This window comes from Bacillus cereus group sp. Bce041, assembly GCF_052646455.1.
In genome coordinates, this window is the sequence record NZ_JBQXON010000001.1 from 266,205 (window position 1) to 279,223 (window position 13,019).

Here is a 13,019-nt window from a genome sequence, read left to right on the forward strand (position 1 = left end):
TTATTACGCCTCCATTACTAATAATTGTGGGTCATTCAATAGACGTTTAATTTGGTTTAACGCTTTTTGAGCAGTTGCACCGTCAATTAAACGATGGTCAAAGCTTAGAGATAATGCTAATACTGGAGCTGCAACGATCTCACCGTTTTTCACAACTGGTTTTTCAGCGATACGGCCGATACCAAGGATTGCTACTTCTGGGTGGTTGATAACTGGAGTGAACCATTGTCCACCTGCAGAACCAATGTTTGTAATTGTGCAAGAAGCACCTTTCATTTCAGCTGGAGCTAGACGACCTTCACGTGCTTTACCAGCAAGATCATTGATCTCGTTAGAGATTGTGAAGATAGACTTACGATCTGTATCTTTAACAACTGGTACTAATAGACCTTTGTCTGTATCAGCTGCGATACCGATGTTGAAGTAATGTTTATGAACTACTTCTTGAGATGCATCGTCTAAAGAAGTGTTTAACATTGGGTATTCACGTAATGCAGATGTTAAAGCTTTAACAACGTACGGAAGGTAAGTTAATTTAATACCTTTGTCAGCCGCTACTGCTTTGAACTTCTTACGGTGAGCAACAAGTTCTGTTACATCTACTTCGTCCATTAATGTTACGTGAGGAGCTGTGTGTTTAGAGTTAACCATTGCTTTCGCAATCGCTTTACGGATACCACTCATTTTCTCACGAGTTTCTGGATATTCACCAGCTGGGATTGGTTGTGCTTTTGGTGCTTCTTCTTTCGCTGCTGCTGGAGTAGCTTCTACTGCTGCTGGAGCCTCAGTTGCTGCTACAGTTTGTCCACCATTTGCAAATGCATCGATGTCAGCTTTTACGATACGGCCATTCTTACCAGTACCAGCTACTTTATGAATGTCTACACCTTTTTCACGAGCGTATTTACGAACAGATGGCATAGCAATTACGCGCTCATTTACTACTTCTGCAGTTGCTGCTGGAGTAGCTTCCGCTGCTGGAGCTTCTACTGCTGCTTCTTCAGCTTTTGGAGCTTCATCATGATCGTCACCTTTAAATTTAAGGTTTTCGTATCCAGGAGCATCAAATTTAATTAATGTATCTCCTACGATTGCAACTGTTCCTTCTTCTACAAGTACTTCAAGTACTTTACCTTTAACAGGAGAAGGGATTTCTACTACTGCTTTATCATTTTGTACTTCAAGAAGTACATCGTCTTCGTTTACTTCATCGCCTGGTTTAATAAACCATTTTACGATTTCACCTTCGTGGATACCTTCACCGATATCTGGTAGTTTAAATTCAAATGCCACGGAATTCAGCCCCCTGATTCATTTCATTATTATGGAATATGTACAAAAGAAACCAGCATGTGCTGATTTCTTTTGCACATGAAAAGCTAAAAATTAGAAGTTCATTACTTTGTTTACAGCTTCAACAATATCTTTGTGGTTTGGTAACCATACGCTCTCTGCTTGAGAGAATGGGAATACTGTATCAGCAGCTGCAACACGTACAACTGGAGCTTCTAAGTTTAAGATTGCACGGTCGTTAATTTCCGCTACAACGTTAGCTGCAATACCAGCTTGTTTTTGAGCTTCTTGAACTACAACTACGCGACCTGTTTTTTCAACAGAAGCGATGATTGTTTCGATATCTAATGGTTGAACTGTACGTAAGTCAACAACCTCTAAAGAGATACCTTCTTTTTCAAGTTCTTCAGCAGCTTTTAATGCAGCGTGAACCATAGCACCGTAAGCGATAACAGATACATCTGTACCTTCACGTTTGATATCAGCTTTACCTAAATCAATTGTGTAATCACCTTCTGGTACCTCTTGACGGAATGAACGGTACAATTTCATATGCTCTAAGTAGATAACTGGATCGTTGTCACGAATCGCAGAGATTAAAAGACCTTTAGCATCGTATGGAGTAGATGGAATAACAACTTTTAGACCAGGTTGTTGAGCCACTAATCCTTCTAAGCTATCAGCATGAAGTTCAGGAGTATGAACACCACCACCGAATGGAGAACGAACTGTTACTGGAGCAGTCCAACGTCCACCAGAACGGTAACGCATACGAGCTAATTGACCAGAAATTGAATCCATTACTTCATAAACGAAACCGAAGAATTGGATTTCTGGAACTGGACGGAATCCTTCAAGTGCAAGACCAACTGCAAGTCCACCAATACCAGACTCTGCAAGTGGAGTATCCATTACACGATCTTCACCAAATTCAGCTTGTAAACCTTCAGTAGCACGGAATACACCGCCGTTTACACCAACGTCTTCACCAAATACAAGTACGTTAGGGTCATTTTTCATTTCAACGCGTAAAGCATCAGTGATTGCTTGAATCATTGTCATTTGAGCCATGGCTTACTTCGACTCCTTTTCTTTGTAGATTTCATATTGTTCAGCTAAGTTGTAAGGCATTTTTTCGTACATGATTTCCATTAAATCAGTTACTTTTTGTTTTGGAGCTTGGTCAGCCTTAGCAATTGCTTGTTTGATATCTTCTTTTGCTTCTTCGATTACTGTCTCTTCAACTTCTTGAGACCATAGGCCTTTAGCTTCTAAGAACTTACGGAAGCGTACGATTGGGTCTTTTTGTTCCCATTCGTTTTCGATATCTTTTGTACGGTAACGAGTTGGGTCATCACCAGCCATTGTATGTGGACCGTAACGGAATGTTAAAGTCTCGATTAAAGTAGGGCCTTCGCCATTTACTGCGCGCTCACGAGCGAAAGCAGTTGCTGCGTATACAGCTAATGGATCCATACCGTCTACTTGAATTCCGTAAATACCTGCTGCTACTGCTTTTTGTGCTACAGTTTTAGCTGCAGATTGCTTTTCTACTGGAGTAGAGATTGCATAACGGTTGTTTTGAACAACGAAGATTGCTGGAGCTTTGAATGCACCTGCAAAGTTCATACCTTCGTAGAAGTCACCTTGTGAAGCACCACCGTCACCAGTGTAAGTAATTGCAACAGATTTTTTACCACGTAGTTTCATACCTAACGCAACACCAGCAGTTTGGATGATTTGCGCACCGATAATGATCTGTGGAGCTAATGCATTTACATTCTCAGGCATTTGGTTACCCATGAAGTGTCCACGAGAGAATAAGAATGCTTGGTATAATGGTAATCCGTGCCATACTAATTGTGGTACATCACGGTATCCTGGTAAGATGAAGTCTTCTGCTTCAAGTGCGAAATGACTTGCTAATTGAGAAGCTTCTTGTCCAGCTGTAGGTGCGTAGAAACCTAAACGTCCTTGACGGTTTAAAGAAATAGAACGTTGATCTAATACGCGAGTATACACCATACGACGCATTAATTCTTTTAATTGATCATCAGATAATTCAGGCATAGCTGCTTCATTCACAACTTCACCGTTTTCATTTAAAATTTGTAATGTTTCAAATTGAGCTGCGATAGCTTTCATTTGCTCATCAACATTAAATAGGGTCTTTTTTGTTTTAGTACCCATTCCGTTCACCTCTTCCTCTCTTGAACCATATTCTGAAACGCTTTCACTGGCTATTTTCCAGTTTAAAAAGCGCAACGATGTAAACCAACATGTTTGTATGTCGGTTGAGAATAATTTTGTGTACCTAACAATCTGTACTAATGTTTTTTCAGAAACATATTAATACAATCTTGATCACGTTTTTTAGTTTACAACTATTCTAATTACGATGTCAATTACTTTGAATACGTTTTTTTATAAATAATATGCAGGTTTCTACTACACAAACGTGTTTTTATTTTTTACATCTGTATTAGTAAGCATTGACCTACTGTTATATTATTCCCTTTTTCACTTATTTTTTCTCTTAGAATAATATGTAAACGATTTAATTCTCTTTAGTTTTTCTCTCTTCGTAACAAAAATATACAAACTACTCTTCCTTTTTTAGGTAAATACCTATACATTTCTACCCTCTCTTCCATACATTATAGTAACCGCAGTATTAGCGGGAAATGATAAAGGAGGTCATCTCATGTACGGATACTCATATTGCTATCCAACTTGTTCATATCCTTCCTACGGTTATGGCGGTTCTTGTGGCGGGTCTGGACGCGGCTTCGCCTTAATCGTTGTGTTGTTTATTCTTTTAATTATCGTTGGTGCTGCTTGCATTCGCTAATTGTAAAACGAAACAACTATGGAAAGAAAAAGACGGCTTTGCCGTCTTTTTCTGTTTATCACATACATAACTACTCTATAATAGAACGATTTCCAAAATGCCTTCCCTTTCTTGCCGATGACTTTTTCTATCTCCTTTGGTAGACTAAAGAGGAAAGGAGAGATTACATATGCTTACAATGAAAGATGTTATTCGCGAAGGAGATCCTATTTTGCGCAACGTTGCAGAAGAGGTGTCCTTACCGGCAAGCGAAGAAGATACAACTACCTTAAAAGAAATGATTGAATTCGTAATAAATAGCCAAGATCCTGAAATGGCTGAAAAATATAGTTTACGCCCTGGAATCGGATTAGCGGCTCCGCAAATCGGTGTTTCAAAAAAAATGATTGCAGTTCATGTAACCGATGCGGATGGTACATTATATAGCCATGCATTATTCAATCCAAAAATCATTAGCCATTCTGTTGAACGTACATATTTACAGGGTGGTGAAGGCTGTCTATCTGTAGACCGCGAAGTACCTGGTTATGTTCCTCGTTATACAAGAATTACAGTAAAAGCAACTTCTATTAACGGAGAAGAAGTAAAATTACGTTTAAAAGGTTTACCAGCAATCGTATTCCAACACGAGATTGATCATTTAAATGGCGTTATGTTCTATGACCATATCAATAAAGAAAATCCTTTTGCCGCTCCTGATGATTCCAAACCTCTAGAGCGATAATAATAAAAAGGCGGAAGTTAATCTTCCGCCTTTTTATTATGAAATGGGTTCCATATTCACTTATAGCAATCCAGCCCACTTTAGTCCATGATATATACCGTCTTCATTAACATCCTTTGTCACATGATTTGCAAGTTTTTTCAAGTCTTCATGGCCATTTCCCATCACAATACCTGTGCCAACGGCTTCGATCATTTCTAAATCATTTAAGCCATCTCCAAATGCATACACTTGATCACGATTAAAACCTAACTTTTCAATGTATTTCTCAATTCCTTTTGCCTTAGAACCACCATTCGGAATGATATCCATTGAATATGCATGCCAACGAATAAAATGGAAATCTGGATAATGATTAATAAACTTTTCCTCTTCATTTACTTCACAAAAAAGTAGTGTTTGATAAATATTACGTTCCTCATAAAAATTAGGCTCATATGCTGGATGCTCAAAGTTTAAGCTTCCAAAGCCTTCTTTCACATAATCATGATATTCCACTGATGCTCTCATATCTTGATGGTCAAGATATACAAGTGGATATCCTTCTTGTTTTGCAAACTGAGTAAACTTATGTAAAGCATCTGGATGTAACGGATTATTAAATATTACCTCATCTTCAAAGACAACATATTGTCCATTAAAACTAACATAATTATGTATATCAAGTTCCTTACGAATATCTTCGAACATAAATGGCGCGCGCCCTGTCGCAATTGCTACATGTACACCTTTTTCTTGTAACTGTTTTACTGCATCTCGTGTAGATTGCGGAATTTTTTTATCATGATCTAATAATGTTCCATCAATATCAAAAAAGACAATTTTATCATTCATTTGTCAAAATCCTTTCTGGGACTCTATATTCCTATTTTGAATATCACTTTTCAAATTCTAAAAAAAAGTATAACATATTAAACATCTGTGAAGAAAGCGTTCCCTTTCTGACCTTATTTGTAAACTTTGCATATATATATTAGTAAAACATGTAGATACTTGTTCGGATGAATTTTCTTTTCCATTCTTCCTCATACTATACCAATAACTAACGGCTACTGATCGTTACTATAGAATAACTTTCACTGTATGGGAAAGGACAAGATTCACCATTCACTTTTGTCCTATCTCTTATATCAGAGATAGAGTTTTCACTAGTAATAGGCATGTTTAAAATAAGGAAAGGAAGGAGTAATCATGCTGAAGAAGCTGAAGAAAAAGCTCAAGCGTTATTTAAATGGTCTAGTCCGTAAAAAGACAGTCGCTTAAATTGTGCCCATTTCGGGCTTTTTCTTCATTCTCATTCGAAAAAACATGAAAATCGTGACTGTTTGCTTTATAATAAGTAACAGATAATGCAAAACATAGACAAGGAGAGGTTTTCCAAATGATTTTTAAAGTATTTTATCAAGAAAAATTAACTGAGGTTCCAGTACGTGAAAATACAAAAGTTTTATATTTAGAGGCTACGTCTGAAAAGGATGTTCGTACAAAATTAAATAAGTTCGCATATAATATCGAGTTTGTTCAGTCTGTTACTGGCGCTCATCTTGAATATGAAAAAGAAAACGCTGATTTAACATTAGCGGAAATCGTATAGCGATATGAAATTTCTAAAAAACGACCAAGTTGCTGTATTTGCTCTCGGTGGGCTTGGTGAAATCGGTAAAAATACATACGCTGTTCAATTTCAAGATGAAATTATTATAATTGATGCTGGAATTAAATTTCCAGAGGACGAACTTCTCGGAATCGATTATGTAATACCAGACTACACTTATTTTGTGCGAAACGAAGATAAAATTAAAGGGTTATTCATTACACATGGTCACGAAGATCATATCGGCGGAATCCCTTACCTATTACGTCAAGTGAACATTCCAATTTACGGCGGAAAATTAGCAATTGCACTCATCAAAAACAAATTAGAAGAACACGGCTTACTTCGTAAAGCAAAACTTTACGAGATTCAAGAAGATGACGTTATTAAATTCAAAAAAACGTCTGTATCCTTCTTCCGTACAACTCACAGTATTCCAGATTCGTACGGCGTTGTTGTGAAAACACCTCAAGGTCAAGTTGTTCATACAGGTGACTTCAAATTTGACTTCACACCAGTTGGTGAACCAGCTGATTTAACAAAAATGGCTGAAATCGGTAAAGATGGCGTACTATGTCTATTATCTGATAGTACGAACAGTGAAGTTCCAAACTTTACTATGTCTGAGCGTCGCGTTGGTGATAGCATTCAAGACATTTTCCGTAAAGTAGAAGGACGGATTATATTCGCAACCTTTGCATCAAATATTCACCGCTTACAACAAGTTGTTGAAGCTGCTGTTGAAAACAACCGTAAAGTAGCTGTGTTTGGTCGAAGTATGGAAGCAGCGATTGAAATTGGACAAAACCTTGGTTATATTCGTTGCCCGAAAGATACATTCATAGATGCATCTCAACTAAACCGCTTACCAGCTAATAAAGTTGTTATTTTATGTACAGGTAGTCAAGGTGAACCGATGGCAGCACTTTCACGTATTGCAAACGGTACACACCGCCAAATTCAAATTATTCCTGGAGATACAGTTGTTTTCTCTTCTTCACCAATTCCAGGAAATACAATTAGCGTAAGTCGTACAATTAACATGTTGTACCGCGCTGGCGCTGATGTAATTCATGGGAAACTTTCAAATATCCATACAAGTGGACACGGTGGACAAGAAGAACAAAAGTTAATGTTACGTCTAATTAAACCGAAGTACTTCATGCCAATTCATGGTGAATATCGTATGCAGCGTATGCACATGAACATAGCAAATGATTGTGGCATCCCTGAAGAAAATTGCTTCATTATGGATAATGGCGATGTTCTTGCTTTACGTTCGGATGAAGCTAGCGTAGCTGGAAAAATCCCATCTGGTTCGGTCTACATTGATGGGAACGGTATTGGAGATATTGGCAATATCGTATTACGCGATCGTCGTATCCTTTCTGAAGAAGGACTTGTAATTGTAGTTGTAAGCATTGATATGAAAGAATTTAAAGTTGCAGCAGGACCTGATATCATCTCACGCGGTTTCGTTTACATGCGTGAAAGTAGCGATTTAATCAATGATGCACAAACATTAATTACAACTCATTTAGAAAAAGTAATGGAGCGTAAAACAACACAATGGTCTGAAATTAAAAATGAAATTACAGACACATTAGCTCCATTCCTATATGAGAAAACGAAACGTCGTCCAATGATTTTACCAATCATTATGGAAATATAAGAAAAAGGACAATGCCATGAAGGCATTGTCCTTTTCTTTTCTCTTATCTTAAAAAGTGTTTAAATCGATCCACTTCATCGTCATGACCAATGACAATTAATATATCTCCTGCTTGAATATTCTCCGTAGCTCGAGGGGATACGATAACTTCTTTGCCTCGTTTAATTGCTACAATATTCAATCCAAACTTCGCACGAATATCTAATTCAATTAAAGAGTGCCCATCAATTTTTTTATTCGCAATAATCTCTACAATACTATGCTCATCTGAAAGCTCAAGGTAGTCTAGCACATTGCTTGATGCAATATTATTAGCAATCCTTTTTCCCATATCACGTTCTGGATGCACAATATGATCTGCACCTATTTTACTTAATACTTTTTCATGATAATCATTTTGAGCTTTTACAGTAATATTTTTTACACCCAACTCTTTCAAAATCAAAGTCGTTAAAATACTTGAATTTAAATTATCTCCAATAGCAACGACTACGTGATCAAAATTTCGAATACCAAGGCTTTTTAATACCATCTCATCTGTTGAATCTGCAATTACAGCATGCGAAGCTATATTTGCAAATTCATTAATTTTATCCTCATCTGAATCGATTGCCATTACTTCCATTCCTAATTGAGCTAGTTCTCGGCAAATACTTCCACCAAAGCGACCAAGTCCAATGACAGCAAATTCTTTTTCTTTCTCACCCACGGGAATTCCTCCAATAACTTCAAGTACTATTTATTTTCAGTGTAACACACTTTATATGCGTCACAAAAACTGTAATTAGCTCTTATTTTTGTTTTTGTATATAAAAATATTGTTGCAAGTAAAAAGCGATACCAACAAGTAGCATAGCAAATACAAATATATTTCCAAAAGAACTAAATGTTTCAAAAACGAATAATAATGTTTCTTGACCAAAAAAGGCAAATAGAAGCTGTGTGAATGCAAATAACAACGCCCATATGTAATGATGTTGATGGAATAAATAATGCGTTGCACCTAAAAAAGCAATAAACGAAAAGATAAAGATCCACCAATTTTCTAAAAATAGTTGCCAATTAGAAAATTGATATCCATTTACTAATATCGCAATAAGCGCGATAACTACCATCGTCGGCACACTCCAAAATAATGCCCGTCCTCTAAAGAAACGAGTGCCTTTAACATCTCCTTTTTCATGTGCAATATATGTTAGTACTACTGTGCTTATATACAAAACAGAAAGAATTGTTAAAACGATAATAAGCCAAAAATGTAATTGATAATATTCATGCTCTATATTTGTCACGATTGCAGCTAACATGCACGGAATTAACATTCCCGTCCAACCATCTACTTTTCTTTCATTCCAAAAGACCGTATTACCAATCCTTATTCCTAACAACATAAAAATAATGATACCCAATACAAATAACGTAGTTTTATTCCCTACTAAACTCGTTGAGAAAGCAATTAATCCAATAAATAAAAAGAGCACAAACCCATTCATAATTTCTAGTACAGGTGATAAATATCTCTTCACCCATTTGTATGTTTCGTCATATTCATTATTATCTACTAGACGATAGGCATAAAAACTTATCCCAAAATAAACCGCCGCAATAATAACATACGCATATAAGACGAAACATAAAATCGCACTGCTAATTTGCACGTAATTCCCCACCCTTTTTTCTATGTTTCACATTGATTTTACACACTTTTCATACTAAAAGTAAACATATATAAGTTAGTCAAATAATTAATAATGAGCAGTGGCTAAACCCCCTGCTCATTATTAAAACAGTACAATTAACTTTAATTCTTCCATTTGTATGTAAATGTCTAAAATCAATCTATACGAGCGTTACTTACACCTCAGAACAAAAAGTTTTTTGGAACCTTCAAGAAAGTGGAAGTTTTATTTTCTATTCCCTTTCCACTTTACATATTGGCTTAAAAATGTAATTGCCTTTTCAATCACTTCTTCGTCTGGTTTTAATTTTGCATGATGTAAACCATATTCTGAATTTACTCCAAGCCAAAACATAAATCCAGGGATTTCTCGAAGCATATAACCAAAATCTTCACCCGTCATTGCCTCAGTACATGTAATAACATTCATATCAGTTTGTTTATGTACAAATTCCATAAACTCTCTCGTTAACTCTTCATGGTTATATACTTGATGATACATTGCTCCGTAATCTATAATCGCCTCACACTGGAAAGAAGCTTCGATGCCTGCAACAATTGACTCAATTCTGCTTTTCACACGCTTCATTGATTCCACTGATAATGTTCGAATCGTTCCTTCTAAACGAGATTTTTCTGCAATAATATTTTGAACCGTACCACCAGTAATTTTCCCGATTGTAATTACTGCACTATCAAGAGGATTTACATTGCGACTAATAACGGATTGAAGCTGTGTAACAAGATGACTCGCTGCAACAATCATGTCATTTGCAGTATGCGGATAGGCAGCATGGCCACCTTTCCCTTTTAAATCAATATATAATTCTGAAGTATTGGCAAATAACAGTCCTTCTTTCGTTGCAATTGTCCCCACAGCGTATTCTGGTGCAATATGAAGACCAAGAATTATATTCGGTTTCCATTCTTTTAACTCTTCACTTTCTAACATAGGAAGAGCACCGCCTGGTCCTTCTTCTGCTGGCTGGAATAGAAATACAAGGTCATCATCTATTCTTTCGCTCACAGCTTTCGTTAGAAGGCCTAAACCGATTGTTGTATGTACATCATGGCCACATGCATGCATCATTCCTTCATGAATAGAAGCAAACTCGTATCCAGTTTCCTCTGTAATTGGTAAACCGTCTATATCTGCACGATAACCTATTATTTTTTCGGGATTTTTTCCATTTACTTTAACGATTACACCCGTTTTCCATGTCTTCACTTCCACAAATTCATGAGAAAGTGTTCCTATATAATCTAAAATATACTGTTGTGTTTTCCATTCCTTAAATCCGATTTCTGGAATTCTATGTAGATCTCTACGAATTTGGACAAATTTGCTTACTGTCATTTTTGCACCTCTATCTATAAAAAGCGTAAGAGCCCATTTACGCTCTTACGCTTTTACGCTTTTTTTACTTTTTATTTCTCTGGGTTTAATTGACGAAGCTCTTGTTTAATTTCTGTTTTTGCTTTTGTCTTCTCATCAATTTCTTTAATTACACGTGCTGGAGTACCTGCAACAACTGTGTATGGAGGCACATCTTCTGTTACAACAGCTCCCGCTGCTACAACTGCACCTTTACCTACTGTAACACCCTCTAAAACAACTACATTTGCACCGATTACTACATCATCTTCAACGATAACTGGTTTTGCAGAAGGTGGCTCAATAACACCTGCAAGTACAGCACCTGCACCTACGTGACAGTTTTTACCGACTGTTGCACGTCCACCAAGTACTGCGTTCATGTCGATCATAGAACCTTCACCAATTACAGCACCAATGTTAATTGTTGCATTCATCATAATTACAGCGTTGTCACCAATTTCAACATGGTCACGAATAATAGCACCTGGCTCGATGCGAGCTTTAATACCTTTTAAATCAAGCATTGGGATTGCAGAATTACGACGATCGTTTTCTACAACGTAGTCAACGATGTGCTTATTATTCTCATCAAGAATTGTCTTAATTTCAGACCATTCTCCGAATAATACACCTGATTTTTTATTCACAAATGCTTGTACTGTTTCAGGGAATGTTACTTCTTTTAAATCCCCTTTTATGTATACCTTTACAGGAGTTTTCTTTTCACTTTTTTGAATAAACGAAATAATTTCGTTAGCGTCCATCATTTTCATTCTTGTTGCCTCCTAAATCCATTTATAATGTTACTCTACCAAACGAAAGAGCGAGTAGCAAGATAATAATCTTATTTTTCCCTTTGAATTTCTTCTATAATTTCTAAAAATGCTTGTACTTGCTTCAACTGCCTTGCCGAGTCACTTGTTAACAACCATGTTTCTCTCGTCAGTTGAACAGGTGTTTTATACATATTTTCCTGTACTTCCTTTAAAACAGTAGAAGGTAAAAGGGCATAACCTATACCATTTAAAACAAGTTGTTTACATGTTTCAATTTGGTCAACTACAATCGTTCGCTTAGGCGGATTAGAAAATAAACCATACCACCAATTTTGTATTTGTCCATAATAAGTCGAGTCACTTTTAAATTGAATGAACGGCCTATTTGTTTCTTTTAACATCGAAATATCTTTTATTTCTTTATCAACTAAATACAGTTCATCTTCAAATAATTGTTGCTTCTGACCTTTATATTCTTGTGTTCCCCTCAGTATAGCAACATGCACGTCTCCTTCATAAAACTGCTTTTGCACTTCACTACTCCATCCAGTAAACAGCGATATCTTTACAGAAGGATATTTATGCACAAACTTTTTCAAAACAGGAGGGAGCCAATATTGACCAATAACTGATGCAACAGCTATTTTTAACGTTCCATGAGTTTCCGTTCTGAAAACAGCCAGCTCACTTTTTATATCTTCTTCCCTTTGCAACATTTCTTTGGCATAATTTGCAACTTTTTCCCCTTCAGGTGTAATTGTCAATCCTTTTTGTGAGCGAATAAAAAACTTCATTCCCCATTGTTTCTCCATAGATTGTAATCGTTGACTCAGCGCAGGTTGGGAAACAAATAAACGTTCCGCCGCTTTTCTCATATTTGATTCCTGAGCTAACACAACCATCATTTGAAAATCATCAATTTGCAACTTTCTCCCTCTTTCCTTAGCTTCCATACACCTTATTTCAATAAGCTTTTCATCCTTAATTTACCCGAATGCTTTCATTCAGAAAATACAATTGTCCAGCGCAAACTTTCCTTATGTTTTATGTCTT

At 36.5% G+C, this 13,019-nt stretch carries 13 protein-coding genes; 4 read left to right on the top strand and 9 right to left on the bottom strand.

The genetic code is table 11. The annotated features are described in order from the left end of the window. Positions 1–3: 3 nt before the first annotated feature. The 3 genes from pdhC to pdhA form a co-directional block, all read right to left on the bottom strand. Positions 4–1,293, bottom strand: coding sequence for a pyruvate dehydrogenase complex dihydrolipoyllysine-residue acetyltransferase (gene pdhC / locus ACUN13_RS01280; RefSeq protein WP_000863419.1), 1,290 nt, complete (start codon positions 1,291–1,293; stop codon positions 4–6). A gap of 93 nt (positions 1,294–1,386) precedes the next feature. Beyond that, a complete protein-coding gene (pdhB, locus tag ACUN13_RS01285) occupies positions 1,387–2,364 on the bottom strand; it encodes a pyruvate dehydrogenase complex E1 component subunit beta (RefSeq protein WP_000068168.1) in 978 nt (325 codons plus the stop codon). A 3-nt stretch (positions 2,365–2,367) separates the two neighbouring features. Beyond that, complete coding sequence (gene pdhA / locus ACUN13_RS01290) at positions 2,368–3,483, bottom strand: pyruvate dehydrogenase E1 component subunit alpha (protein WP_000536895.1); 1,116 nt, start codon at positions 3,481–3,483, stop codon at positions 2,368–2,370. A 514-nt stretch (positions 3,484–3,997) separates the two neighbouring features. On the opposite strand from pdhA, the gene ACUN13_RS01295 reads away from it, so the two are divergent. Continuing rightward, positions 3,998–4,144, top strand: a complete 147-nt coding sequence (locus ACUN13_RS01295) for a YjcZ family sporulation protein (protein WP_000274562.1) — start codon at positions 3,998–4,000, stop codon at positions 4,142–4,144. A gap of 169 nt (positions 4,145–4,313) precedes the next feature. Beyond that, positions 4,314–4,868, top strand: a complete 555-nt coding sequence (gene def, locus ACUN13_RS01300; protein WP_000957048.1) for a peptide deformylase — start codon at positions 4,314–4,316, stop codon at positions 4,866–4,868. A gap of 60 nt (positions 4,869–4,928) precedes the next feature. Here def and ACUN13_RS01305 read toward each other — a convergent pair whose 3' ends face one another. Further along, entirely contained in the window at positions 4,929–5,702 is a 774-nt protein-coding gene (locus ACUN13_RS01305) for a Cof-type HAD-IIB family hydrolase (RefSeq protein WP_000998268.1), read from the bottom strand. A 547-nt stretch (positions 5,703–6,249) separates the two neighbouring features. On the opposite strand from ACUN13_RS01305, the gene ACUN13_RS01310 reads away from it, so the two are divergent. Continuing rightward, positions 6,250–6,462 carry a DNA-dependent RNA polymerase subunit epsilon gene (locus tag ACUN13_RS01310; RefSeq protein WP_000576435.1) on the top strand — a complete coding sequence of 71 codons (213 nt, stop codon included), beginning with the start codon at positions 6,250–6,252 and terminating at the stop codon, positions 6,460–6,462. Positions 6,463–6,466: 4 nt separating this feature from the next. Then, positions 6,467–8,134, top strand: coding sequence for a ribonuclease J1 (rnjA, locus tag ACUN13_RS01315; RefSeq protein ID WP_000670377.1), 1,668 nt, complete (start codon positions 6,467–6,469; stop codon positions 8,132–8,134). A 43-nt stretch (positions 8,135–8,177) separates the two neighbouring features. Here rnjA and ACUN13_RS01320 read toward each other — a convergent pair whose 3' ends face one another. The 5 genes from ACUN13_RS01320 to ACUN13_RS01340 all read right to left on the bottom strand — a co-directional run bounded on the left by ACUN13_RS01320 (position 8,178) and on the right by ACUN13_RS01340 (position 12,919). After that, a complete protein-coding gene (locus tag ACUN13_RS01320) occupies positions 8,178–8,843 on the bottom strand; it encodes a potassium channel family protein (protein ID WP_000504032.1) in 666 nt (221 codons plus the stop codon). An 82-nt stretch (positions 8,844–8,925) separates the two neighbouring features. Next, positions 8,926–9,792 carry a cytochrome c oxidase assembly protein gene (locus tag ACUN13_RS01325; protein WP_001167324.1) on the bottom strand — a complete coding sequence of 289 codons (867 nt, stop codon included), beginning with the start codon at positions 9,790–9,792 and terminating at the stop codon, positions 8,926–8,928. A 246-nt stretch (positions 9,793–10,038) separates the two neighbouring features. Continuing rightward, positions 10,039–11,169 carry an N-acetyldiaminopimelate deacetylase gene (locus tag ACUN13_RS01330; protein WP_000218672.1) on the bottom strand — a complete coding sequence of 377 codons (1,131 nt, stop codon included), beginning with the start codon at positions 11,167–11,169 and terminating at the stop codon, positions 10,039–10,041. 71 nt (positions 11,170–11,240) lie between these two features. Next, positions 11,241–11,963, bottom strand: a complete 723-nt coding sequence (gene dapD, locus ACUN13_RS01335; RefSeq protein ID WP_000783241.1) for a 2,3,4,5-tetrahydropyridine-2,6-dicarboxylate N-acetyltransferase — start codon at positions 11,961–11,963, stop codon at positions 11,241–11,243. Positions 11,964–12,034: 71 nt separating this feature from the next. Further along, complete coding sequence (locus ACUN13_RS01340; protein WP_001987174.1) at positions 12,035–12,919, bottom strand: LysR family transcriptional regulator; 885 nt, start codon at positions 12,917–12,919, stop codon at positions 12,035–12,037. Positions 12,920–13,019: the final 100 nt, after the last annotated feature.